This is a genomic window from Paenibacillus sp. FSL k6-2145 (assembly GCF_037976585.1).
GTDB lineage: Bacteria > Bacillota > Bacilli > Paenibacillales > Paenibacillaceae > Paenibacillus.
The window spans coordinates 2,953,911-2,979,200 of the sequence record NZ_CP150267.1 but is presented as its reverse complement, the minus strand read 5'-3'; the positions used below and the strand labels follow the sequence as shown (position 1 = coordinate 2,979,200).

The following is a 25,290-nucleotide window of genomic DNA, read 5'->3' as shown; positions in this document are numbered from 1 at the left end:
CATTAATATATCAAAAATTTCAGGAACTTATGTTCTTATTTCTGCAATTTGAGGTATACTTGATAATAACTAAAGGAGGCGGACCATGGAACTTATCAAAGACAAATACACTCCCGCATTAATCGATCGGACCGGCGAACAGTTGCGTCAATTCTACCCTAAGCTGGATACACAGCAATTTCATGAATTGGTTTTTGCTGAAGGCTGGGAACAGTTGGAATTCAAAGCGCGCATTCGCCGAATCACACTGGCCCTGACTGCAGTACTGCCCGACAATTATGAGGAAGCATTACATATTATTGAACAAGCCGCTCCGAATATGAGAGGCGTTGAATATCTGTTTGTACCGGATTTTATCGAAGTGAACGGACTTGACCCAGAGGATTACGAGTTATCCATGAAGTATCTGACCCTCTTCACACCTTATTCCAGCTCCGAGTTCGCGGTACGCCCGTTTATTAAACATTATCCAATCCAAACGATGAAACATATGATGGCGTGGGCAGAGAGCAACAACGAGCATATCCGCAGACTTGCCAGTGAAGGCAGCCGGCCACGTTTGCCATGGGGTGCCAAACTCCAGAACTTTATCACTGATCCAACACCTGTACTTCCGATTCTGCATGCATTGAAACAGGACGAGTCCCTCTATGTTCGCAAAAGTGTCGCCAATCATCTGAATGACATCTCCAAGGACCACCCTGAACTGGTTATGGATCTGGCCACGACCTGGTACGGACAACATGTACACACCGACTGGATTGTCCGGCATGCCAGCAGGTCATTACTGAAGAAAGGACATAGCAAAGCACTAAGTCTTTTTGGTTATAACGAGCAGGATTCGATTCACATTGAGCAGCTTCAGCTTGTCCAGGATACGATTAGCATTGGCGAGGATCTTCATTTCTCGTTTGATGTCGTTAATGAGAGCGGTGAGTCACAGATGCTGCGAATTGAATATGAGATGGGTTATATGAAAGCAAACGGCAAGCAGGCTCCCAAACGATTCAAATGCTCTGATAAAATGTACCCGACAGGAAGAACCAAGGTAGCCACCAAACAATCTTTCAAAGTCATCACAACGAGAAAATATTATGCCGGTCTGCATACGCTAACAATTGTTGTGAATGGTAAAGCGGCAGCAACGACTTCTTTTGTCCTTGAAATGGAGTAACAGGAAGACATCGTAAGTTATACACAGCTTATTGCTGCGGAATAGTTATTCACATGTGGATACATTTATTTTCAAAACTTCTATAGAAGAATCAGAAAGGCCACCTGGCAAGCATCATCTCCCGACAGTTAATCCTGCTCGAGATCCTTGTCCAGTGGCCTTTTTATATGTAACAAACGTTGCTTCAGCTATGCAATCTTCTTCTGATGATCTGCTCGCAATAGCTTGCGCTTATCACCGAAAGGGTGGAACTGTATACGGAGCAGTAAGGTATAACATTTCTACTTAAACCATCCCCGCTTCACAAACCAAGCCACCATACTCCCGCCAAGCACAAACATTAACAGAAGCACCGCACCATACCCAAACTTCCATTGAAGCTCAGGCATATAGGCAAAGTTCATGCCATATATACCCGCAATCAGTGTGAGCGGCATAAATACGGTCGTAATCACCGTGAGTGTCTTCATGATCTGATTCATCCGGTTCGAGTTCAGGGAAATATAACTGTCGCGCAGGTCAGCGGTCATCTCCCGATCGGCTTCGATCATGTCTGTCAGCTTCAATAAATGGTCATAGATATCGGTAAAATAAGCCGTATGTTCACCTGTTCGCTGCACATGCTGGGAGTTCACCACCCGATAGAGCAGATCCCGCATCGGTACTACGGTTCTTCTAAGCTTCAGCAATCGAGTCCGCAGATCAAACACCTGGTTCATCAAGTCTTCAACCGACTCTTGTCCACCCCGGTTCTCCAGTTCAGCCAGTTCATCCTCAATCGCAAATAAAGACGGAAAATAATGATCCACCAACTTGTCCATCACGGTATAGGCCGCCGCCACTGGACCTCGCGCCCAGATGGTTCGTTCATGTGCATGGTGCAACAAGCGTTCCCACGCTTCATCCACTTCCTCCAATACACCATGATGAAAAGACACTAGGAAGTTAGATCCGAGAAACAAGTCAACCTCCTCGGCTTCCAGTGTGGACGGATTCAGTGCATGCAGCACAAGAAACTGCAGATTATCATAATAATCGAGCTTGGGCCGCTGCAACACATGCAGACAGTCCTCTATGGCTAATGGATGAAAATGAAAATATGTATCCAGCAAACAGCTTTCCTCTTCCGTTGGCTGGTTAAAATCGGCCCATACCCAGGCGTAATCGTTCAGATCCAGCTGTGTAAGTGGTACGTTAACGGAGACTTGATGTTCTCGTGTAATGGCGAGTGTACGAATCATAAATCAGATCACATCCTTGTCCTGTATCTATACGTTATTGTACACAGGTACCTTCAAACTCGACAACAAAAAAAGCCAACCCTGTTGGCTTCTCTCATTTCCCTATCCACAGTTCCCTGTATCCACAGGAATATCTTCTTTTGGTTTATCATTCCACGGATGGCTATCCACATATCCAGCCTGTCCACACGTTCATGCACAGGCGTCTCTTGATTTTGGTTGTATAATTATCCACATATCCCGATATTCACACAGTTATGAACAGATTGTCTGGTAACCCCAAATTCGTTCGGGATAACTTCTCTTTTTAGAAAATAATCCAGTAGAGCAATCCTGCCAGTCCCGCAGTAATCGGAATCGTAATGAACCACGTAATAATGATACGTCCAGCTAGTCCCCATTTCACAGCAGAGAAACGTTTCGCGGAACCTACACCCAGAATAGCTGATGTGATCGCGTGCGTCGTACTAACTGGAAGGTGAAGCAACGTTGCTGTGAAAATAACGGAAGCAGCTGACAGATCGGCGGCGAATCCGTTGATCGGTTCAATTTTAAAGATTTTGGTACCCATCGTTTTGATGATTTTCCAACCACCAATGGATGTACCCAGAGCCATCGCGGTTGCTGCTGAGATTTTAACCCACAGCGGCACTTCCAGATGATCTTGCACACCTGCTGCAACCAAAGCAAACGTAATAATACCCATCGCTTTCTGTGCATCATTCGTACCATGTGTGAATGCTTGCAGTGCAGCCGTGAAAATCTGTACCGTACGGAAACCTTTATTCACGTTATGCGGACTGCGTTTGGCGAAAATATATTTGAGAATCGTCATGACCACATAACCGATGGCAAACGCGATCAGAGGTGATAATAGCAAACCTCCGACGATATCAATGAATCCGCTCCATTTCACTTTATCAGATCCTGCGCCAACAAGCACGGCACCTGCAAGGGCTCCGATAAGTGCATGTGATGAGGAAGACGGAATACCAAACCACCATGTAACCAGGTTCCAGATAATCGCTGCGATCAAGGTGACTATGACGACCTCGATCCCGTTATCCAGCGTGGTGGGGTCGGTCACACTCCCCCCAATCGTCTTCGCAACGCCTGTAAACATCATCGCACCGACAAAGTTCATCACCGCTGCCAAAAGGATCGCGCGACGTGGCGTTAGTGCCCGTGTTGATACCGAAGTGGCAATGGCATTCGCCGTGTCGTGAAAACCGTTGATGAAGTCAAACGCCAGTGCAAGGAAGACGACTATACCTAATACCCAAATCGTTGTTTCCATTATTCTCTGGCTCCTTAAGAATTACGCATAATGATGGATTCGAGCACATTCGCCACGTCTTCACAAGCATCCGTTGTTGTCTCAAGACGTTCGTAAATTTCCTTACGCTTGATCAGTTCAATCGGATCAGACACGGTAGCGAAGAGATGTTTGATACACATGCGCAGCACTTCGTCGCCCTGGTTTTCCAGATCATTCAAACGAATGGTGTATTCACGGATGGCCAGCAATTTTTTCTGTGACAGCAGATGGATTGCCTTCTGAATTTCGTAAGCCGATTGGCGCAAAATTTCAGAGAACTGAACGATAAATTCGTCCGGATCCGTCAGTTGGTACATATAGAAACGGGAAGCCGTTGCTTCAAGTCCGTCCAATACGTCATCAAGTGTTGTTGTCAGCTCCATAATATCATCGCGTTCGATCGGCGTGATAAATGTTTTGTTGAGTTCTGTAATGATCGTATGCACGTAATCATCACATTTCGACTCGTACTTCTTCATTTCATTGGCAAAAAGAGTCACATCCTGAAGGTTGGAAACATGCTGGGAGAAATAATCTGCCGCTTGAACAACCGTATCTGCCATATTCTCCAGTGTCTCAAAAAATATATCCTTCTTCTTCTTAAGCTTCATAGCTCTATCCCCTTTACGAGAAAAATTGCCGATAACCGATGAAACATGAAATGACAACCTTTGATATCTTATCATATTTGTTTCATGGTTTGTACAAAAGGTGTGATCCTTTTTTATATTCTTATCACATTAATCTGAAATGAATCTTAATTATTTGGAATAATGGTAAATTCAAGTCAAGATTTTACACTGCGTTTACAATTCGACATCAAAATTCAAAATCGACACGCTTCTACTTTTCACGCGAAGGTAAAATATACTGCCTTCTCGACGATAAAATGGACACATGTTTCATTGTTTTCTTTCATTACATCCTTTTATTGCTGCACAGCCAGCTTCACATGACTAGAAAATTCCGGTTGATTGGGAACAATGCTGATAAAGGTTTTACCAGGCACAAGAGCAACTTCACTGCCACCCTGAACAAACCGTATAATATCCCCCTGCTTCTTCACCCACTGCCCACGAATCATCTTGCCCTTCTGAAACAACATGGCTTCCCCGCCCTGTTCCAAATTAACGGACAACCGCCCTACACTATCGAGCACCTTGTGATCTGCACCTGCCACAATGATGTTCGCTGCGCCAAGTTGAGTCCCATTATCCAGATCCTGATCTGCCTTGCCATTCACCATTCTCATATATCGTCCGCTAACTTCATCATAATCATACGTCACCCGGTAACTATCCAATAAATAATGGATATCGAAATGCTTCACTGCCTCTCCTGCAGATGTCGCGCCTTCTTCGTTATAGATGTATACGGGAGACTTGAAATCATGGCTATAACCCTTGATATCTGACCCTTCTCTCAGCTTGTCCGCTGAAGTATACAGATTATGTGGGGCTTTACGATCCGAGGAACGCCAGAAGTAAGGTCCACCATTCGAGATTTCATCCATATGCTGTTTCTGCTGCCTTTGCAAAATGGAATACGCCTCCGGACTGCCTCCGGCGTGAACAAGTACCCCATCATAACTCTCGCCGAGCTCAATTAGATATGGACGTATACTGCGAACGGGTCCAACCGTTTCCCCACCGCCTTCACTCTGGAAGATGGCTATGAAACGGGTAATACCTCCCTCAGCGAGAACTTCAAGAATGATATCGGCTGAACTTAGACCCGATTGGGGCCGAGCTGCAGGTGCATTATTAATCATTACGGCGAGTGGTCGTCGCGTAATTGCTTCATCTACAGGCAGACCCGTCAGAGGTGCTGTATAGAGAGACGTGTTGGACTCCTCCACGTTCTGTTCTTCTTGTACAGGTGCAGGTGTCGGTTCTGGCTGAAGTGGCATCTGCGCCACTTCCTGGTTTTGGCAGGCAACAAGACTTAATGAGAGAATAAACAGAGATGCAGCCGATGCTGCTTTGTTCCATTTAAAAAGCTTCAATATAGGACCTCCTGAACGATATGGCCTGGTTCTAAGTTGTGATATATGTCTCATGTAGGCAACCATTTCACGTATTTCTTTCCATTTAATCACACCCCATCCGATTTGTCTGCGCCCAGAAGGCCTTGATACAGCGTGAAATTCACATTTGAAACAGCGAATCGCGAGAAAAATATGTCCTAAATGTGAACTTCTCAAACCTTACTTAAAATTTGAACTAGATTGTGATTTTAATCACAAACAAAACAACTTTTGAACTATACAATAAAGACATCAAAGGTGATCACTTAGAAAAAACAAAAACAACACACACTAAATTCCATGAAGGAGTGGTTCATATGTTCAGCTTCAACCAATGGCTTAGAGAAAACAAAGTAGCAATGTGGATTTTGACAGTACTTCGGGTGTATATCGGTTATGATTGGATGACTCACGGATGGAGCAAATTGACTGGCGGATTCGAAGCCGGCGGGTTCCTTGCAGGGGCATTGGAAAAAACAACAGGTGATCATCCAGCAGTTCAAGCATGGTGGGGAACGTTCCTTGAGAAATTCGCAGTACCAAACGCAGGACTGTTCGACTTCGTTATCCCATTGGGTGAATTCCTTGTAGGTTTGGGTCTCATCCTCGGCTGCTTCACTACACTGGCAGCACTGATGGCTATGGTCATGAACTTCGCGTTCCTCTTCTCGGGAACAGTAAGCACAAATGCTCAACTGGTTGTAATGGAAATCTTCCTTGTCGTTGCTGGTGCAAATGCAGGTAAAATCGGTCTGGATCACTGGGTACTGCCTTACCTTCGCGGATTGTTCACTCGTAACAACAAAGGCAATCAGCCTAAAGACACACCAACGATTAGCCCAACTCACAAAACAGCTTAAGCAATCATTCATAGAATTCTCGGCCCTGCTCCCAATCCCCCTGGAGAGCAGGGCTTTTTACTTTTCAAAAATGGCCTGGATGCTCTGCCTGACTTGCTCAGCCACAGAAAATCGTATTATGATGAAATAAAGTTGAACTTCAAAGGAGTACACGATATGCCGACCCAGCGACGTCTTGAGACCGATGCGGATTTTCAGGAAGCCATGAATATGAAGTATAAGGTTCGAGTTTTTAAAGATAATCACCAGATTGACTCGGGTGGCATCATTATCCGTTTTGACAGCAACACCGTAGTGGTACAATCCAGTGTCAGTGAGCTCGCTTATCATTCGCGTACAGACTGTGAATTGTTCGAAATCCGCAAATAAAGATCTATTGCATGAATAAGTCCTCGTATTGAAAAAAGGTTACTGTATCCCACCAAGGGTGTACAGGAACCTTCTTTTGTTTATATATTGTAATTGTATGCATTAATACACGTTATCCGTACGAAACTGGCTTCAAACACCATAATCAGGCTGTTGTCTGTTCCAAGTTACACGCTGTCTCCAAACTGCCAGCAGTTCAAACTGAGCGTTCCATAAGGATAAGACTGGAATAAACGCTTCGCTGATCGGGACATATCCGCTGTACCCATGGCGTAGAACAAAGGCGCAAGGTGTTCTGTGCCATACGACGGAACTGCCGTGCGTGCGTGAGGGGCTTTTTTCTCATATTGAAACAGCTCTCTCGTGTTCCACTGCTCCAAGCGCTCCCCGATCCAGTTATCAAATTCCACCGCCCACTCTTGCGGTTCATCCGTATTGCCAAGCAATCGTAAATTGTGAACCGTTCCACCACTGCCAATGATCAGCACATCATCATGACGCAGCTGTTCCAGCATTCGGCCAATATCATACTGTTCCTGCGGCGTACGCAGCGAGTCTACCGATACAGCGATCACAGGGATATTAGCCTCAGGATACATATGGAGCAACGGTACCCATACGCCATGATCCAGCCCTCGGCCACGAATCGGCTGATGTGCCAGATTGCTGCGGGTGAACAAAGCACATATCTCGTTGGCTAAATCTGGCTGCCCAGATGCAGGGTATTCCATCGTATACATCGTAGAAGGAAATCCGTAAAAATCATGCAAGGTCTGATGTGTATCATCCATCGTCACGGACGGTTCAGGACAATCCCAATGCGCCGTAAATACAACAATGGCTTTCGGAGCCGGCAGCCTGTCTCCAAGCTGGTTCAAGAAGTGAGTGTAGTCATTGCTCTCCACCGCCAGAGCGGGAGAACCATGCGCAATGAAAAGTGCGGGTAATGTCATTGCTGCCAACCTCCAGACACGGATAGAATGCTTACTCCTCTATTTTACCCTTAAGAAGGCGCTTTTCCAAGCTGACATCCCCAAACAGTTGTAATCCTGCCACTTATATCATCCAGTGCTGCCAATCCTGCTCGATCTTCTGACGTTCGCCCAGCCACTCTCTCGTACGCGTAATGAGCTGTTCCCGCTCTTTACCTGAAGAGAAGGTGTGATCGCCTTGGAAGATGATCTCCTTGTCGCAACGACCTTCCTGACGCATCCAGAATACCTTTTGATACAGGAATGCGTAGTCTACAGGAATAATCTCATCTGATGTACCATGCACGACGAGAACATCACCGCTAAACTTAACTGCTTCCTGGAATGGCTGTTGTTCAGCAAGAGACTCGAAGAATGTCGGTGTGAATTTGTATCCAAGATAATCAGCCGCACCCAGTTTCACGCCTTCATCGTATACTTCCCGTCCCGTAATCTTCACGATATCATTGAATGGATAACCTACGGAGGACCACATAACCAGGTTTTTAACACGTTTGTCGCGCACAGCAGTTAGTAACGCAACGGCCCCACCCAGACTATGACCAATTAGCGTAACACGCGTAGGATCTACATCACTGCAATTCACCGCGTAGTCCAGCACCGAACGGGTCTGCAGCACCATGGACTCCAGTCCCTCCGCTCCGTACTCCCCGCTGCTCTCTCCGCAACCGATATAATCGAAACGCAGGACCAGATAACCGTCTTCAGCCAGCTCCCGTGCAGTCTTTACAAACAAACGATCCACGCCGATCCGACTACCAACGAAGCCGTGGCAGATAACTGCCAGAGGTACTCGCTGCTGACTCTTCTCCTCCTTGATATCTTTCACAACCGGATAATGAATCGTGGCTGTTAATTCTTCTTGCCCATGACGGATACTGATCTGACGTTCCATACCGATTTCCCCTTTCCACGCTTAGCCTGTTGAGTTCCATTTATTAAATATATATAATCCGATAAGTTTAGTGTGTATTAAGATGTTATTCATATATTATCATCCCGTAACCTTCAAGTCAACGTAAGTAAGAACCCTTTCTACGTCGACTGCTATTCTACATTTTATCGGTTAATAAGCAAAAAAAAATGAGCCACGCTGATGACAGCTGGCCCGGATATCATTTGGAATTCAAACAAGTGTTGCAGGATCGTTATTCGTAGCTTCTACGGAACATCTCGTGGGTCTCCACCCGTCCATTCCACTCATGCTCATGACCCGAATCACTATTGTCCCAGAAACTTCTTCCCCTCAAATTGCCATCTGTCAGTTCTTCTGCATACTCCGTGTCCTCCAGATTCTCCTCAAAGGATACAACCTCGTCTACGACTCCACGGGAGTTGCTGTTCAGTAGCAGCTTCCGCGTCAAATCTGTTTGTTTATCCATAACAAGCACACTCCAATCTTGGATTTCTGTTGGAAATGCTACTATTGTGATGGAATCGGCTGCTCTTTATGCATACTTCACACAATCGTTAGATCTGGGAGGCGTGAGGGATTTTTTTCACATGAACGGGGGAAAATAAACGAACAATCATTGGCAGCATATGCCTCGGAGTCCTTCTACCGAAAGGAATGAATTCATGGAACATCTACTGGAATGGATTCAACATCACGGTAAACTGGTGCTGTTATGCACCTGTGTCATACTAGCCTGTGTATGGATATGGGTCCACCATGAGCAGCTTTTTTATAAGGAATGACTTTGCGAAACGAGAGCCCTTCCCGTATACTAAAATACCGTCAGGGTCTTCAGTCAATTGGAAGATCAGAACGTGTGTAGACAGGGGGAGCAATCATTGGGGATTTCCTATAAGAAGCTTAAAGAAATACAGAATCGGCAAATAACTGAGATGAGTCGAATGACACCTGAACATGTGAAACTGTATGACGAGATCAGCACAATTGCACGTCATGCGCCAGCGGACGAGAGAACACAGGAAGAGTGGATACTCTCCGCAGGAAAAGCGATCGTGCAGGCTCAGCGGGATAACAAATCCGCTCGCGATCTATACGGACCTGATCTGGAACAAGACATCCATGCACAACTCAGGATAACAAATACAGCACCGGAGAAGACGGCTGCCATTGAGGTGGGTAAATCCAGCCCAACCCGTGGTAATAGTCCATCAGATCCATCGAAAAAGAAAGCCAACGCTGTAGAACCACAGTCAACGGAGAATCCAGAGCCTGTGAAACGGACTCCAAAGTGGTATGCCATGATCGCTTGGGCGGCTTTGTCTTTTGTCATGTTGATTCAAGGATGTGTGGGATTGTTCGTGGGTTGGACTGGCGGAGATACGGAACCGTTCCAACACATTAGTCTGTTCTCTCTGATCGTTGCGGCAGTTGGCGGTATTGCATTGGTGGAGATGCTTCGCCGTCTTGCTGAGCGACCGGACGATGAAGGAGCGGACAAGAACACCGTACCTAAGGTTAACCTTAAGGGAATCATCATCTACATCGTCATCGTGGTCCTTGTGCTGTTTGTAGGGTATCCACTGCGTGATAAACTTCCAGTATTTGCACTGGCTCCGTGGGTGAGTGCGGTGATCGGCATTGTAGGGCTTGTAACGTTAAGGCCTTTATTTGGACAAAAGAAAACAGCATAACACGTTATATAATCGATTAAGGGACTTCACGAACTCGTGAGGTCTTTTTCCATTGGGAGCTGGTTCCGATGTTTGATTCCTTTGCCCGGTGTCTCTCCAAACTCCCGCTTGAACATCCGGATAAAATAGTTCACTTCCATGCCTACCGTCTCTGCCGCCTCTCGTACACTTGCTCGTGGGTGCTTGTCCAGCCATTCCGAAGCCTTCTGCAAACGCAATCGCTGCATATATTGATGTCCTGTCACGTCATAATGCTGGTGAAATAATCGGTTGAGATGCTGCACCGAATAACCAACTGCGTCAGCGATGTGCTTCAATAACAGGTCATCCTGGTAGTGCGTATGAATCAATGCTACTGCTCGGACGAGTGCATCCTTGCTCGGATCGGGCTCCCGATTAGAGTGTTTTACAGTGCCATCCTGTGCCCTAGATGATACAATACCTCCTATGCCGACATCAGATGGTATTTTCGATTGTGCTATATCCAAAATGAGCTGGTAGATCAGGGTTGATGTGTTCCACATCTCCGTTGCTCCTTGATCCAGCGCGTGCCAGAGATTGGTCATGCGTGACCAGATGACTTCAAAACCGGAGATATGGCACGGTTCGTTCTGAAGCAAACCCGCGCATTGAAGTACCGATCCAGCCGATGCACCGCCAATACCGATATAACCAAGTTCTCCTTTGGATTTGGAATGAGGCACATACTCGTGCGCAATCCCAGGTTCCACGATGAATACCTGCCCTGCTCCCATCGTCCATGTCCCTTTTCCCGGAAGCCTGAACTGCCCTTCACCACCGCGTGACAAAAACAACTGATACACCGGAAATCCATCCGGTCTATGCAGAACTTTCTCTTCCTGCGTGCCCACACAATACAGGTACAGCGGCAACCGGGAATCGGGCAGGCCCGTCAAACGAAATGCAAGCATTCCATCATTCCTTTCGGCTCATAGGCTTTTACATAAGGTGAACTAAAGAAATTTACACTGGCCACTCCGTTTCATGTAAATGTAAGTTCAATCTATATACCCAGCTTCCCTTTATTATCCAATAATTGGTTCAAATGCAACATTGGTCTAAGGGACCGTTCTGGCGACAAATTTTTTATCAAGTGAATTGCCGCGAGGATGTTAAGCGGTGTCTACGTGGGAATATTAAAAACTCCCTTTCCGGTTGGAAAGGGAGTTAATGGCTTTAAATTCCTAAAAATTAATTACCCAGTATGCGTTTCAACCGCATTTGTCTATCTGGATTCATGAACCTGGCGTAGAGGGGTCTGCAGCAGATGATTGAGTGCCATTACCACCTGAAGTTCCCGCGCCCGTATTGTCAGTTCACTGACCATTTCCAGAAGAAGCTGGCGGAATATCAAATGTTCTTTCTGCACTGACAGATGTATATTTCGTCGGCTCACTCACCACTGAGACTACCAAAACTTTGTATTTACCCTCTCCAAAAGCCATATTATTTGAATCATTGGCGGAATTTCCAATATCCACTATTGCTGTTCCTGAAGAAGTACCACCCGTATCAACAGTTTGTAAAGCTTTCCCAGCAGTTCCTGAATTGCTTCCTTCTTTAACAATGTACACATCGTAACGAGTAATCCCTAATTCATTTGGCTTATCGAAACTTACATTGATTAAATTATCAGTTACTTTTGCTTCTAAAGCAGTTACCGTTTGCACTGGTGTTACTGTCTGTTTCTTCGCATTAATAGTGAATGTAGATGAAGCCAAACTTGATTCACGATTATTGTCGTTTGATTCAGATAAAATATACACCGTGTATGATTTGCCTGCTTCAATTTTTTGACCATTGATATCAGACAGTACACCCGGAAGTATGGCATTTCCACCAGATGTTTCCACGTATTTTATTGTAGTGGAATTGTTTTCTTTCGCTATATTCTTCGCTACATTGAGCCCAAATGCGCTTCCTGTCGGAGCAACCATAACAACATAACGTCCAATGCCTGCTTTGGAAGCTGGTTCCGTATATCTCAAAGTCACATCCGTTACATCACCAGCTGCTTGCTCTTCTTTCTTAACTTCAACGTTAGTAATTGTAACTACTCCTACTGCACTAGTTACGGACAATTTAACATCTGCATAGGCCGTTGACAGCACATTGGATGAATTACCTGTATTACTTACCGCAAGTACAAATATGCGATAGTTCTCATCATTGCGAATAGTTGTACTATCTGTTGCCTTGGTATCGTCTAAAGTCACCGTGTAATCTCCGCTTCCTCCAGCTTTATTTACCACCTTAAAGTTGGAGTTCCGATTAGCTTCCGACAAATCAAATCCACTCAAGTTGGAAGTTTTGACTACAAATACACGGTAATGGTACACGTTCGTCTCATTCGACGATCGATTAAATGTCACACGCAAATCACGTCCATCTCCGTTATCCGCGATGTCCTTCGCAGTCACACTGGTCGGAGCGGTAACAGCCGTGTTTGCAGTCAGTGTGATCTGAGAAGAATATGAAGACAACGCATTTTGACTTGAGTTTCCGCTATTGCTTACTGACATAACGAATACACGATAGGAAACGTTATTAGAAATAAGGGAACCGCTTGTGTCGTATGCACTATTCGAAAGAGTTACTGACAAGTTACCACCCGTTTTGTTCACCTGCGTATAGTAGTTCGACGCATTAGCTGCACTTAGTGTGAAGTTGCCCGCATTACCGGAGCGAACAACGTATACTCGATATCCAGAGATTCTGGACTCATCCGCAGCTTTGTTGAACGAAACCCGCAGATCGCGCCCATCACCGTTGTCACCAATATCCGCAACAGCCAGGTTGCTGATGACTCCCGCGTTACCGGTCGTTGTCAGTCTCAGCACAGTGGAGGAAGCTGACAGTGCATTGGTGTATCCATTTTGCTGATTGCCCACCGCCATCACAAAGACGCGATAATCTTGCAGATTCGTTACGTTATAGCCACTTGTGTCCTTCATGGATGAAGGTAATGTCGTTGTAATGTTGTTGCCTGTTTTATTCACCGTATAGTACAGACTGGAGGACAGGTTACTCGCCGTTGTCAGATTAAAGCTGCTGGCAACCGAGTTACGCACCACAAAGACGCGATAATTCGCCACCTTGGACTCATCTGATGAACGGTTGAAACTCACCTGAATGTCACGACCATCTCCATAATCCGAGTTATCCTTCACCTGCGTAATTACTGGAGACGTTGCTGTGTTCACGGACAACGTAAGTGAAGATGATGCTGCGGACAGCTTGCTGTCTGTTGTTGTATTAGTGCTTACCGACAAGATGTAGACCACATACGCTGTGCCACTTTTGATCAATTCGCCGGACGTATCCCGTGTTGAAGAAGTCAGCTGGCTTTTCACTGCGGTACTATTTCCTTTGTATATGATCGTGGAGTTAGCACTGGATACTTTGTTCGCCGCAGCCAGATTGAACGCAGAAGACTCCTTTGCTTTAACAACAAAAGCACGATAATACGTAATGTTGGATGTTGTGCTCGGCTGCGTGAAGTTAATCTCCAGATCGCGGCCATCTCCATAGTCACTAATATCTGCAGCACGCAGACTTGTAACCGCCTGTACTGTGGATTTCACATTATTGAGCTTCAATGCTTGGGAAGACCAGTTCAATGCATTTTTATAATTATTGCTGCTGTTACCAACAGTCAGTACATACAGACGATACGTTTCATTACTATTGAGCAAATCCCCGTTCACGTCACGCGTCTGTGCATTAAGAGTCAGTTTCGGGTTGCTGCCATTCGGTGTAACAGATGTATAGTTCGCAGAAGGTACGGCAGTTGCTGAGGACTCCGTGAAGCTATTCACATCGCGAGTTTTTACCAGCATAATCCGGTAGGCAGATACCGCCTTCTCTGAAGTTGGACGTGTAAAGCTCACGGTCAGGTCACGACCATCTCCGTTGCTTCCGGATACCGAACCATAGATGTTCCATGCAGCATATTGTGTCTCATCCACTGGAGGTGTTACCGTTGTCTTGATATCTACACGTTGATTGCGCGAGTTCCAGAATACTTTCTCTCCAAAAGCTTCACTGACAAAACGAATGGGAACCATTGTGTTGCCCTTAATCGTGTTCGCAGGTACATCCAACGATATCGCTTCCCCGTTGATGTATGCCGTTTTGGAACCAAGTGTCAATTTAACTTCCTGATCGTCGCGAGTTGCAACAATCGTTTTGGTTCTGTTCGTGTACTGTACCTTCGCATCCAATCCTTCAAAAATCGACCGTAGCGGAACCAGTACGCGTCCACCTTTCATGACAGGTGCCTGAGCAGATGATAACTCTGCATCATTAATATATATGCTGATTCTCGCAGCTGCATCCATAACCGATGTTGGAAGTGCGGACATCAGCATGGCCGATACAGCCAGCGCTGACATTACCTTCTTCACTTGTTTTCCTCCCGCTTTCCTCATATCCCATATCCCCATTCTCACATTTAGTTAACATCGAAATAGATTCGCTGTTCTTTTCATTAATTCCTGTATTTTCCTATGCACAACTAAGACGTTCCGATCGGCTCAAAAGTTTCCAGTTGTACAAAAAATATTTTCGCAGAAATCTTCCTCTATCTTCCACCCTCCAAAAGTTAAAAATAACAGAAGAATTTGTCACCATTCCGCAACCACATCCTGCACCAATTGGGTTAATGTATAGTGACTAGTGAACAACACCTATCAATTTCATAACTACGGGAGGTTCATATCTATGCCATCATCGTTCCAATCTGCCAAACGTAAAGGCATGCGCACCTTCATTACAGCCACCGCCATCCTCATGCTGCTCCAAACGGCTGTCGCTCCATTATCCGGAGTCGCTGCTGCCGCATCTTCCAGTACAGATACCAAAGTCACGACTGCCAGTTCAACAACGATATATAAAACATTTCAGTCCATGCTCTACAAAAAGAACGGCTTGCCTGCCGCGGATACTTATCTCGAATCTCATATCGATCAAGTTACGACTCATCATGCAACCCTGATGGTCTTACAGCTGGAGAATGCCCGCAACAAGGCGTTAACAGCCATGACGGACCGCCTGCTTGTTCCTAATGTTCAGGACAAGATGATCAAGGCATACAAGTTGAATAATAGCTTCACTCAACTCATGTCCCGCACCAACGACACCAGTCTGCGTGCACTACTTCAACAGGCACGGGATAGCGGCTATCGTCTGGTTATGCTGGAAGGTTCCCTCTATCCGATCATGAATTATATGGCTTTTCAGAAATATATCTCGTACGTGAAACCAGACATCAAACAATACATTAATATCATGGCAGTTGAAACCAGCAACCTTGCCGCCGATGATGGTGCACTGGTCATTGGCTATCAGGAGATACTCAATCGCGCTTTGAATCAGGAACGATTCCTGAACGAATATCCGAAGTCCAATCGATTACAACAGGTGAAGAACCTGATGAATAACTATACCTTGTATACGTTTTATGGCCTGAATAATACGCCTTTATTTGACTATGAAACGAACAAAATGACTGCCAATGCCCAGAAAGGTTACAAAGCTGTCTTACAACGTAACTCATCCGAAGACGGTGCCTTCCTGACCAAACTCGAAAAGTTCATGGACATCGTAACCGAAGCCAAATTTGAGAAAACGGCCACTGTTGAGAAATGGTTGGAACAGAATGTGCCGGTCAGCGACTATGCGAATTATTGAGTTAATCCGTTTCCTAAGTTAATATCCGGGCCAAAATTCAGGCTAAATCCCAACAGATAACCACAACAAAAACCGCCACAGGATTCACTCCTGTGGCGGTTTTCTTCATGCTTCTATAGTCAAAACTGACTAAACCGTCAGCGCTCTGTACTATTGAATCGGTTTGACCATATGATTATACTCATGTCCTGCGATGACAATCACGTCATCTTTGACATATCCCTGCCGTTCGTACAGCATTAGCGCACGGCCGTTGTCCCGTTCTACAATCAGGGATACCTGCGAGTGACCCAGATCTCTGCCCTGCTGCTCAAAAGCAGCCATCAGTGCCCGGCCGATGCCCTGCCCCTGATATGCTTCACTTACCGAGAGAGTATCCAGATAATACTCCCCCGGACGGGTTTCTTTGACCAATGCATACTTCTCTTCCTGGCTTCGTCCAGGGCGGTTCAAAATCGGCTGGTCCAGACGATCCGCGTCTCCGCCATCATAGGCAACCAGAATCCCCGCAATCAGCCCATCCTGCTCCATCACTGTCACATGACGGTAGCTAATCCGATTGTCTTCCTGTACATAGAACTCCTGCAAAATCTGCATCGCCTTCTCATGATCCGCCTCACCCGCTAGCGCATATGCAATGTCTCCTATCGCCTGGTACAGCAAAGGAATGACCTGATCTGCATCTTCTATGCGCGCAGGTCTTAACCGAGGAGTTGTCTCCATTTTGTCTGACGGCATACCTGACTGCCCTGTCGAATGATTCATCAGATTAACATGTTGAACAGATTCAGATTTTTGTTAAGCTCGGTATAGGCGATACCTTTGCGGTTCATACGTTCAATGAGTGGTTGGTAATCTTCCTTGTACATCAGCTCTATGCCCACCAAGGCAGGACCATTTTCCTTATCATGCTTTTTCGTATATTCAAATCGGGTGATATCATCATTCTTCCCTAGAACTTCCTCCAGGAATTCACGTAAAGCTCCTGCACGCTGCGGGAAATTAACCATGAAATAATACTTCAGACCTTCATAGATGAGGGAACGTTCCTTGATCTCCTGCATCCGATCAATATCATTGTTCCCGCCACTAATGACGCAGACCACCGTCTTGCCCACAATTTGCTCACGATACTGCTCCAGCGCCGCAACAGCCAAGGAACCGGCAGGCTCAACCACGATCGCATTTTCATTATAGAGCTCCAGAATAGTTGTGCAGGCTTTGCCTTCTGGCACTTTCACAATGTCATCAAGTATACTGCTGCAGATATCATAGGTAAGATCACCAACCCGTTTCACCGCTGCGCCATCCACGAATTTATCTATATCATCCAGCGTCACAACCTGTTTGCGGAACATCGCCTCACTCATGGAGGCTGCCCCAAGTGGCTCGACACCGATGATGCGTGTCTCCGGACTCACGGTCTTCATGTAGGTTCCCACGCCGGCTGCCAGCCCTCCGCCACCAATCGTCACGAATACATAGTCGGCATTCTCATCGAGACTTTCCATGATTTCCATCGCTACCGTACCATTACCTGCAATAATTTTCGGTTGATCAAAAGGATGGATGAACGTCATGCCCTGCTCGTCACATGCACGCATCGCTTCTGCGTATGCATCGTCATACGTATCTCCGATCAGCACCACTTCAACGTTGCTGCCGCCAAAACGTCTCACTTGCTTCACCTTCTGGTTCGGCGTTGTACTCGGCATGAAGATTTTGCCGTTAATTCCGAGCGCATTACAGCTAAAAGCAACACCCTGAGCATGGTTGCCCGCACTAGCACAGACAATACCCTTCTCCATCTCGGCTGGTGTCAGACTGCGAATCATATTATAGGCGCCTCGAATTTTGAACGAACGCACCACTTGAAGGTCTTCCCTTTTCAGATACACATTACAGTTATATTTGGCCGACAATACAGCATCCCGCTGCAACGGCGTTCTTACAATGACCTCACGCAGCACATGATGTGCGCGCACGATATCTTCCATGCCAACACTGGCACGACCGGGACTTGTGGTTCCCGTTGGTTCTTGTTCAACTGGTTTCATGTTGTCTCCACACTCCGCTTTTATGGTCTAGCAATGTCGCGCACTGCTTTTCTTTGTATTGTATCACTTTTGATCTGTTCTTGCGCCTGAGCTCACATCATTTATCATTCGTACAATTTCATTGATAATGACCTGAGGGTCTGTATACATAACCATATGTCCCGATTGATCCGCCCCAATCCATCTCGCATTGGATAGCTGGCTCACCGTCTGGCGATGCGCCGTGATGAGGGCAGGTCTGATTTTCCCCTCTCCCTTGCCCGGGTTCGTACCCGAGATCACGCTAACTTCCAGATTACCCAGAGCCGGAGGATGTTCCAGCAGTGCTGCCATGTCATCCAGAAATGTTTTACCTTCCGCAAGCATCGTGCTGGCTGCCCGTACAGTGAAATCCTCCTTGAGGTGATCCGCCGCCACATCAGCAGGCTGAATGCTTCCAGCTTTGCTGCCAAGCAACTTATATAAGCCAGTCCGCGCCATGATTGGAATAATGAAACCATTGATGGCAAAGCTCTTTCTAGTAATCTTGGAAAAATACATTTCGCAATGCTCGTCTGATGGATCTACCAGGATAATGCCACGTAATCGAGATAGATGTGCAGCTGCCGCAGCCCGTACAATCGGACCTCCCCAGCTATGTCCAACCAGAATGAATGGGCCCTGGCCCAGAGCGGTCAGCAGTTCTCCAAGATCCCCTGCAATGCGTTCAAGGCTGCGGGGAGCCGAGTCGACATCACTTCGTCCTGCCCCTGCCCTGTCATACACGACAGCACGTGCATGCTCAACAATGGCTGGTGCAACCAGTCCCCAGTTCGATCTGGAGGCGCCCATACCGGACTCAAATACAACCGTCAACTCTCCTGTTCCCCTGGACATATAATGTAGTTTGCGACCATCGCGGGTCTGAACAAACGCACTTGAACCAAATGTATGTGAGCTAGGGTTAGGATTCATATTCCCCTCCTGATTACAAGCATAGTCATCTTTCACCGAATCTAATTGAAAATGATTATCAATTACTTCATTATAGAATAATCCATGCTTTACGACAACCATGTTGCTTCAGCAAGTTAGAGCAGTCCTGTCACCTCTGTCACGTTACTAGGATCATCCCCCATCCCACCGTTCCTTTCACCCCTTTTTCCTTATGCAAAAAGAAAACCCGATCCATAATCGGATCGGGTAACTGTACCAGCCAATATGCGGCTGGCTATCACATACACCTTCTTGTTGCTTCGTGCGCAGTTCCTGCACGATTGCATAATCGTAATCGCTTAATCCAAGGATGGGCGCATACTCGGGTTAAGGCCGCAGCCCCTTATCCCCGAATACCATGATCCTTGCTGTTCAACTGCTCCAGAAGTTCATTCATCGCTTCTTCCGTCATGGCCCCACCGCTAAAAGCAACAAGTGCACGCAGCGGCATATACTTCATCATCGCATCCATCATATCTGCATGATCCCCGGCATCATCACCGCCGAACCCACTGGCTTCCTGGAATTGTTGCAAAGCCTGGTCCAGCAGCTTTTTATGGGCCGGATCACGCTGGATATCACCCAATGTACTATTACGCGTATAGGTTGGAAGGAATGTCGCTGTAGACTCTACATTCACACGTGTGTGCACATGAATGTCCCGTGAGGAACTACCTACCTGAATATCGAACTCTCCGGTCTCCACATGCCAGTCTTTCATATTTACGTTGTAATAGGCGAATGAACGCTTGTTTAGTGTAAAGCTCACTACTTTTGATTCTCCAGGTTCAAGAGCCACCTTGGCAAAAGCTTTCAATTCTCTCACCGGACGAATAACTGTGCTCTCTACATCGCTGACATACAGCTGTATAATCTCCTTGCCCGCTCTGTCTCCGGTATTGGTGACCCTAACTTGCACGTTCACCTCATCCTGATCTGTCAGTTCTGTGCGATCTACCTTCAGATCAGCATATTCAAATGTCGTATAACTCAGTCCATAGCCAAACGGGAACAGTGGCTCCAGCTCTTTTTTGTCATAATAGCGGTAACCAACAAAGATGCCTTCACGGTAATCGACATGATCCCCTTCACCCGGGAAATTCAGATAAGATGGATTATGACTGAGTTTGGCAGGGAATGTCTCTGCCAGTTTACCGGACGGATTCACCTCTCCGTACAACAGATCAGCTATCGCTCCACCAACAGCCTGTCCACCAAGATAAGCTTCGAGCACGGCTTGCACCTGCGGTAGCCAAGGCATCTCTACTGGAGATCCGTTGCTCAGCACAACGACGACACGTGATTGAACCTTCGCAATCTCTTCGATCAGCCGAATATGATTGTCAGGCAGACGCAGATGGGCACGATCATACCCTTCGGATTCATAACGATCTGGCAATCCAACAAACACAACAGCGGTATCCGCCGACTGCGCTGCCTGAACAGCCTCATGCATTAATGTCTCATCCACATCATCCGCTTCAATCCGATAACCTGGGGCATACGAGAAGGTTACACCTTCGCCAGCCACCTGGGTCATCTCTTCCACAATATCATCCACTTTGGTCGGATTAATATGGGAACTGCCGCCGCCCTGGAAGCGAGGTTTGCGAGCATATGCCCCGATTAACGCCACTTCGCCTTCACGTCCCAGCGGCAGGATACCTTCTTCATTTTTCAGCAAAACCATACTCTCGGCTGCCACCTTGCGCGCAAGTTGGTGATGCTCATCCTTGTTATATGTAGCCCCGTCTTGCTTTTGATCAACAGCATTGAAGATCAGCGTAAGCAGACGCTCCACCGCCCGATCCAGCTTGTCCAGCGACAGTTGTCCGCTCTCTACGGCATCAATCACTTTACGCTCACCAATTCCACCGCTTGTTGGCATCTCCAATTCCAATCCCGCTGCAAGGGCGTCTGCACGTTCATTGACCGCACCCCAGTCTGATACCACAAGGCCTTCGTGACCCCATTCGTCCTTCAGAATATCCGTAAGCAACCATTCATTCTCACCTGCATACGTACCGTTCACCTTGTTGTAGGAACACATTACTGTCCATGGTTGTCCATCCTTCACTGCACCTTCGAAGCTCGCCAGATAGATCTCACGCAGTGTCCGTTCATCTACTACCGCATCAATCGACATGCGCCGTTCTTCCTGATTATTGACTGCAAAGTGTTTGAGAGATGTACCCACACCCTGGCTCTGCACACCCTGAATATGACCGGTAGCCATCTGCGTAGATAACAAAGGATCTTCGGAAAAGTATTCAAAGTTACGTCCGCCCAATGGGGAACGTTTAATATTTACACCCGGACCAAGCAGTACCGCTACATCCTCGGCCTGACATTCCTCACCCAAGGCTACCCCGACCTGACGCGCCAGCTCCTTGTCCCATGAACTAGCCAGTCCTGCCGCAGACGGGAAACAGGTTGCAGGTACGCTCGACGTAAGTCCTAGATGATCTGCACTCCCATCCTGCTTCCGCAGCCCATGAGGTCCGTCCGTCACCATGATGGACGGAATGCCAAGACGCTCCACCCCTTTCAGATGCCAAAAGTCCAGTCCCGAGCACATACCCGCTTTTTCTTCCAGTGTCATCCGCTGTACCAGTTCCTTGATGTTACGTTCCACATTAACCCCTCCAGTTCATGATGTTGATACATAGCTATATCACTAAGCATACAAGGTTATCTACCACACATTCAAATGTTTACCCGGTTAGTAACGGTTACATAACACCAGTCCATCATTTCCTCTTTCTGACGATGACTAAATAAAAAGAAAAAACAGCCCGATCTTCACGATCAGGCTGTCTCTATACGTTTCATAACCGTCTATCCACCCAATTTACGCCTGTGTCTTAAACCAAGCTGCCGCGGCTTCTGCCTCGGTACGAGTCAACTGATGACCTTGACGCTCCCAATGTGTGTTTACATCGGCACCTGCACCGCTCAGCAGCGAAGCGAGTTCCTCCGTTTCACGTCTTGGTACAATCGGATCGTTCTCGCCCGCACCAATGAACACAGGCAGACCTTTCAGATCCGGCAGTTCGAGTCCGCGCAGCGGTACCATTGGGTGATGCAGAATTGCACCTTTGAATACATCTGCTTGATGGAAGATCAAGCTTGCCGCAATGTTGGCACCGTTAGAGTAACCCAGTGCATACACGTTGGACCGATCAAAACCGTATTCCACCGCAGCTGCATCGACAAAAGATCCCAGCTCAGCCGTACGAGCAATCAGATCTTCTTCATCAAAAACACCTTCGGCCAAGCGGCGGAAGAAACGGGGCATCCCGTTCTCCGATACGTTACCCCGCACCCCAAGTATGCCAGCTCCTGGCGCGATCATCTCCGCCAGACCGATCAGATCATTCTCGGTTCCCCCTGTGCCATGAAGCAACAGAATTGTTGGAGCATCCGGCTGAGCACCTGCTTTATAGATATGTTTCATTGTATTGGTTGTGGTCATGATTTGGACTCCCCTTTCCATTCACGTACTTCAATTCGTGGCAACAATTGTTCAATCTGTTCGCGCTGTGGCTCATACCATTCAGGCAACATCAGTTTCTCGCCCATGCTCTCTGCTGGTTCATCCCGTGCAAATCCTGGAGGATCCGTAGCCAATTCGAACAGTATACCTCCCGGCTCCCGGAAATACACAGCGTTGAAGTATTGACGGTCAATGACTGGCGTTGGATGATACCCGGATTGTTCAAGATCCTGCTGAATTTGTTCATGCTCCGCGTAGTCTTTGGCACGCCATGCAATATGGTGAACCGTTCCGGCTCCGCCAATTCCGCGTTGGATGCCTGTAGACTGAATATCGATGACCTGACCGATATCGCCGCTTGCCTGAAGACGAAGAAGTCCGTTCTCTTCACCGACCTGCTCGAGACCCAATTTGCTCACCAATACGTCCATGGTTTTCTCAGGAACATGACTGAACAATACGGCACCGCCGAATCCTTTGATGGCATGCTCTGGTGTCACACCGTTGAACGTCCAGTTGCTTGGCTGACCGCCTTCACGCTCAACCAGTTCAAGCAGCAGACCGCCTTTGTCGAAGAAACGAATGTACTGCTCACCGAATCTCGTTTTATTTTCATATGGAATATCGAAGGAAGCAAGACGTTCTTTCCAGAAAGGCAGGCTGCCTACAGGAACCGCATATACGGTAACTCCAGTCTGACCTGAACCAATGACACCTCTTCTTGAATTCTGCTGTGGGAAAAAGGTGATGATTGTGCCCGGTGCACCCTGCTCATTCCCATAATACAAGTGATACACGTCTGGTGCATCAAAGTTAATTGTTTTTTTCACCAGTCTGAGCGCCAACACACCTGCGTAAAAATCAACATTTTTCTGTGCATCGTCTACAAAAGCTGTAATATGGTGAATTCCTGAAGTTCTGAACATAATCTCCACTCCCTTGGTTTTAGTAGTATCATAGGTTAGTTTTGCTTCTTTTATTTATTGTATTGATTTTTGTTATTTATCTTTAAATTAAGATTCTTTAAATTTATATTAATCCATTGGACCACAATATGCAAGCTTTTATTTTAAAATTAAGATTTAATACAAAAAACAGGCCCCGAGCACATCGGGAACCTGCTTATTGTTAGAAAATTTCGTTGCATCGCTAATCCTGTAATATCTTTGTATCACTGCTTCTTAAACCAATTTCATTCTTTTTGGTGGATTCACCAAATCTTTGTGCTCGTATTCATCCTTGATATCTCCGACAATCTCTTCAAGGATATCCTCCATTGTAACCATACCTACCGTAGCACCTGCCTCGTTTTTCACGGTTGCAATGTGTACGCGGCTTTGCTGCATCTGAATCAGCACATCCTTGATTGGAGAGCGCTCGGAGAAACTCGGCGTATTATGAACAAATGTCTCCATATTGAAGTCTCTGCCTGCAGCCACACTCGTCAGCATTTCTTTTGTGTTAATAAAGCCCACAAAATGCGTCTGATCCCCATTCGCAATAACAGGGTATCTTGTGTATTCGTGTCGATTCAGCGTTTCAATGATCTGATCAAGCGGCATTTCCTTATTCAGAGTAACAATTTTATCTCGTGGAATCATAATCTCCTGAAGCAAACGCTCATCAAAAGCAAAAATGTTTTTGAGATAGTCCAGCTCCGTCTGGTTGATCTCGCCACTCTCGTAGCTCTGTGCCATAATCAGCTTCAGCTCTTCTTCGGAGTGAACGGTATCATGCCCGGCAGGTTTTACACCAAAGATACCAAGCAACAGACGAGCAGCTCCATTCAGCGCATAGATGAACGGATTCATGATTTTACCGAACCAGTACAGTGGTGGTGCCAACAACAGCGTCATTCTCTCTGCAAACTGAATCGCCAGTGTTTTCGGTGCCAATTCACCAATAACCACGTGCAGGAAGGTAATGATCGCCAGAGCAATACCATAGGAAAGCACGGTAGACAATGCCGCCGGCACTTCCATGCGCTCAAAGAGCGGATGAAGCATTTTCTCAACGGTAGGTTCACCCAAGGCTCCCAATACCAGCGCCGTGATGGTAATCCCCAATTGACATGCTGACAGATAATAATCCAGGTTGTGCGCCACTTTTTTGGCCAGTACTGCCTTTTTGTTACCTTCCGAGATCAATTGATCGATTCGGGACATCCGTACTTTAAGAATTGCAAATTCGGCTCCAACGAAAAAGGCTGTCAGACCTATAAATACGGCTACTAAAAATAAATTCAAGGCTATTATTCCGTCCAATGATTTCCCTCAACCTGAGGGATTCACCTCCATTAAAATTTAAAATAAGGTTGCACGAGTGACGTTCAGGTGACGGCTCGTTCTTCCGATCGCCATTGCCTCCAAATTTCCCTGATTGTTGTTTTCAAAGGTATAGAATTGGTTTGCAAACGCGAACGCTACGCTTCTTTAGAATCGATTCCGTCCCCTACACTGTTAC

21 protein-coding genes are annotated in these 25,290 nt (G+C 46.6%); 5 read left to right on the top strand and 16 right to left on the bottom strand.

Going from position 1 to position 25,290, the window contains the following annotated elements; all coding sequences use genetic code 11:
- Window positions 1-85 precede the first annotated feature (85 nt).
- Entirely contained in the window at window positions 86-1,174 is a 1,089-nt protein-coding gene (locus tag NZ043_RS13250; protein WP_133387376.1) for a DNA alkylation repair protein, read from the top strand.
- 281 nt (window positions 1,175-1,455) lie between these two features.
- Here NZ043_RS13250 and corA read toward each other — a convergent pair whose 3' ends face one another.
- The 4 genes from corA to NZ043_RS13230 all read right to left on the bottom strand — a co-directional run bounded on the left by corA (window position 1,456) and on the right by NZ043_RS13230 (window position 5,738).
- Window positions 1,456-2,415: a magnesium/cobalt transporter CorA gene (corA, locus tag NZ043_RS13245; RefSeq protein WP_133387377.1), complete on the bottom strand. Its 960-nt coding sequence runs from the start codon at window positions 2,413-2,415 to the stop codon at window positions 1,456-1,458.
- 307 nt (window positions 2,416-2,722) lie between these two features.
- Entirely contained in the window at window positions 2,723-3,712 is a 990-nt protein-coding gene (locus tag NZ043_RS13240) for an inorganic phosphate transporter (RefSeq protein WP_062836232.1), read from the bottom strand.
- A gap of 14 nt (window positions 3,713-3,726) precedes the next feature.
- The gene (locus NZ043_RS13235; RefSeq protein WP_076215091.1) at window positions 3,727-4,344 is read right to left on the bottom strand and encodes a DUF47 family protein; all 618 of its coding nucleotides are present in this window, start codon (window positions 4,342-4,344) and stop codon (window positions 3,727-3,729) included.
- Window positions 4,345-4,661: 317 nt separating this feature from the next.
- Window positions 4,662-5,738 carry a DUF3048 domain-containing protein gene (locus tag NZ043_RS13230; RefSeq protein WP_133387378.1) on the bottom strand — a complete coding sequence of 359 codons (1,077 nt, stop codon included), beginning with the start codon at window positions 5,736-5,738 and terminating at the stop codon, window positions 4,662-4,664.
- Window positions 5,739-6,076: 338 nt separating this feature from the next.
- On the opposite strand from NZ043_RS13230, the gene NZ043_RS13225 reads away from it, so the two are divergent.
- Together NZ043_RS13225 and NZ043_RS13220 are read left to right on the top strand one after the other, a co-directional pair.
- On the top strand, window positions 6,077-6,619 hold the full coding sequence (locus tag NZ043_RS13225) for a DoxX family protein (protein WP_091038811.1): 543 nt from the start codon (window positions 6,077-6,079) through the stop codon (window positions 6,617-6,619).
- Between the two features lie 156 nt (window positions 6,620-6,775).
- Window positions 6,776-6,988 (top strand): hypothetical protein, encoded by a 213-nt coding sequence (locus NZ043_RS13220; RefSeq protein WP_017690673.1) that lies wholly within the window; start codon window positions 6,776-6,778, stop codon window positions 6,986-6,988.
- 167 nt (window positions 6,989-7,155) lie between these two features.
- Here NZ043_RS13220 and NZ043_RS13215 read toward each other — a convergent pair whose 3' ends face one another.
- The 3 genes from NZ043_RS13215 to NZ043_RS13205 all read right to left on the bottom strand — a co-directional run bounded on the left by NZ043_RS13215 (window position 7,156) and on the right by NZ043_RS13205 (window position 9,362).
- Complete coding sequence (locus NZ043_RS13215; RefSeq protein WP_133387379.1) at window positions 7,156-7,941, bottom strand: class III extradiol ring-cleavage dioxygenase; 786 nt, start codon at window positions 7,939-7,941, stop codon at window positions 7,156-7,158.
- Window positions 7,942-8,044: 103 nt separating this feature from the next.
- Window positions 8,045-8,875, bottom strand: a complete 831-nt coding sequence (locus tag NZ043_RS13210; RefSeq protein ID WP_036606057.1) for an alpha/beta fold hydrolase — start codon at window positions 8,873-8,875, stop codon at window positions 8,045-8,047.
- Window positions 8,876-9,128: 253 nt separating this feature from the next.
- Window positions 9,129-9,362, bottom strand: coding sequence for a hypothetical protein (locus tag NZ043_RS13205; protein ID WP_133387380.1), 234 nt, complete (start codon window positions 9,360-9,362; stop codon window positions 9,129-9,131).
- Window positions 9,363-9,774: 412 nt separating this feature from the next.
- Between NZ043_RS13205 and NZ043_RS13200 the strand changes: the two genes are divergently transcribed.
- Entirely contained in the window at window positions 9,775-10,587 is an 813-nt protein-coding gene (locus NZ043_RS13200) for a DUF1129 family protein (RefSeq protein ID WP_133387381.1), read from the top strand.
- Between the two features lie 26 nt (window positions 10,588-10,613).
- On the opposite strand, the gene NZ043_RS13195 is transcribed toward NZ043_RS13200, so the two are convergent.
- Together NZ043_RS13195 and NZ043_RS13190 are read right to left on the bottom strand one after the other, a co-directional pair.
- Window positions 10,614-11,519 carry an AraC family transcriptional regulator gene (locus tag NZ043_RS13195; protein WP_133387382.1) on the bottom strand — a complete coding sequence of 302 codons (906 nt, stop codon included), beginning with the start codon at window positions 11,517-11,519 and terminating at the stop codon, window positions 10,614-10,616.
- 405 nt (window positions 11,520-11,924) lie between these two features.
- Window positions 11,925-15,014 (bottom strand): copper amine oxidase N-terminal domain-containing protein, encoded by a 3,090-nt coding sequence (locus NZ043_RS13190; protein ID WP_339312131.1) that lies wholly within the window; start codon window positions 15,012-15,014, stop codon window positions 11,925-11,927.
- Window positions 15,015-15,330: 316 nt separating this feature from the next.
- On the opposite strand from NZ043_RS13190, the gene NZ043_RS13185 reads away from it, so the two are divergent.
- On the top strand, window positions 15,331-16,299 hold the full coding sequence (locus tag NZ043_RS13185) for a hypothetical protein (protein WP_339312129.1): 969 nt from the start codon (window positions 15,331-15,333) through the stop codon (window positions 16,297-16,299).
- A gap of 150 nt (window positions 16,300-16,449) precedes the next feature.
- Here NZ043_RS13185 and NZ043_RS13180 read toward each other — a convergent pair whose 3' ends face one another.
- The 7 genes from NZ043_RS13180 to NZ043_RS13150 form a co-directional block, all read right to left on the bottom strand.
- Entirely contained in the window at window positions 16,450-17,064 is a 615-nt protein-coding gene (locus NZ043_RS13180) for a GNAT family N-acetyltransferase (protein WP_339312127.1), read from the bottom strand.
- Entirely contained in the window at window positions 17,064-18,356 is a 1,293-nt protein-coding gene (gene ilvA, locus NZ043_RS13175) for a threonine ammonia-lyase IlvA (protein WP_339312124.1), read from the bottom strand. The genes NZ043_RS13180 and ilvA overlap by 1 nt, the downstream gene beginning before the upstream one ends.
- Before the next feature lie 63 nt (window positions 18,357-18,419).
- Window positions 18,420-19,310 (bottom strand): alpha/beta hydrolase, encoded by an 891-nt coding sequence (locus NZ043_RS13170; RefSeq protein WP_339312122.1) that lies wholly within the window; start codon window positions 19,308-19,310, stop codon window positions 18,420-18,422.
- A gap of 364 nt (window positions 19,311-19,674) precedes the next feature.
- Window positions 19,675-21,966, bottom strand: coding sequence for a glycoside hydrolase family 3 C-terminal domain-containing protein (locus NZ043_RS13165; protein ID WP_339312120.1), 2,292 nt, complete (start codon window positions 21,964-21,966; stop codon window positions 19,675-19,677).
- Between the two features lie 216 nt (window positions 21,967-22,182).
- On the bottom strand, window positions 22,183-22,788 hold the full coding sequence (locus tag NZ043_RS13160; RefSeq protein WP_133387405.1) for an alpha/beta hydrolase: 606 nt from the start codon (window positions 22,786-22,788) through the stop codon (window positions 22,183-22,185).
- A gap of 14 nt (window positions 22,789-22,802) precedes the next feature.
- Complete coding sequence (locus NZ043_RS13155; RefSeq protein WP_133387406.1) at window positions 22,803-23,756, bottom strand: ring-cleaving dioxygenase; 954 nt, start codon at window positions 23,754-23,756, stop codon at window positions 22,803-22,805.
- 252 nt (window positions 23,757-24,008) lie between these two features.
- Complete coding sequence (locus NZ043_RS13150) at window positions 24,009-25,091, bottom strand: hemolysin family protein (protein WP_133387388.1); 1,083 nt, start codon at window positions 25,089-25,091, stop codon at window positions 24,009-24,011.
- Window positions 25,092-25,290: the final 199 nt, after the last annotated feature.

Excerpts from the sequence above, each read along its gene's own strand:
- NZ043_RS13160 (WP_133387405.1), bottom strand. The coding sequence starts at position 22,788 with ATGAAACATATCTATAAAGCAGGTGCTCAGCCGGATGCTCCAACAATT.
- NZ043_RS13185 (WP_339312129.1), top strand. The coding sequence starts at position 15,331 with ATGCCATCATCGTTCCAATCTGCCAAACGTAAAGGCATGCGCACCTTC.
- NZ043_RS13215 (WP_133387379.1), bottom strand. The coding sequence starts at position 7,941 with ATGACATTACCCGCACTTTTCATTGCGCATGGTTCTCCCGCTCTGGCG.
- NZ043_RS13210 (WP_036606057.1), bottom strand. The coding sequence starts at position 8,875 with ATGGAACGTCAGATCAGTATCCGTCATGGGCAAGAAGAATTAACAGCC.
- ilvA (WP_339312124.1), bottom strand. The coding sequence starts at position 18,356 with ATGAAACCAGTTGAACAAGAACCAACGGGAACCACAAGTCCCGGTCGT.
- NZ043_RS13250 (WP_133387376.1), top strand. The coding sequence starts at position 86 with ATGGAACTTATCAAAGACAAATACACTCCCGCATTAATCGATCGGACC.
- NZ043_RS13225 (WP_091038811.1), top strand. The coding sequence starts at position 6,077 with ATGTTCAGCTTCAACCAATGGCTTAGAGAAAACAAAGTAGCAATGTGG.
- NZ043_RS13195 (WP_133387382.1), bottom strand. The coding sequence starts at position 11,519 with ATGCTTGCATTTCGTTTGACGGGCCTGCCCGATTCCCGGTTGCCGCTG.
- NZ043_RS13220 (WP_017690673.1), top strand. The coding sequence starts at position 6,776 with ATGCCGACCCAGCGACGTCTTGAGACCGATGCGGATTTTCAGGAAGCC.
- NZ043_RS13170 (WP_339312122.1), bottom strand. The coding sequence starts at position 19,310 with ATGAATCCTAACCCTAGCTCACATACATTTGGTTCAAGTGCGTTTGTT.
- NZ043_RS13235 (WP_076215091.1), bottom strand. The coding sequence starts at position 4,344 with ATGAAGCTTAAGAAGAAGAAGGATATATTTTTTGAGACACTGGAGAAT.
- NZ043_RS13180 (WP_339312127.1), bottom strand. The coding sequence starts at position 17,064 with ATGAATCATTCGACAGGGCAGTCAGGTATGCCGTCAGACAAAATGGAG.
- NZ043_RS13240 (WP_062836232.1), bottom strand. The coding sequence starts at position 3,712 with ATGGAAACAACGATTTGGGTATTAGGTATAGTCGTCTTCCTTGCACTG.
- corA (WP_133387377.1), bottom strand. The coding sequence starts at position 2,415 with ATGATTCGTACACTCGCCATTACACGAGAACATCAAGTCTCCGTTAAC.
- NZ043_RS13205 (WP_133387380.1), bottom strand. The coding sequence starts at position 9,362 with ATGGATAAACAAACAGATTTGACGCGGAAGCTGCTACTGAACAGCAAC.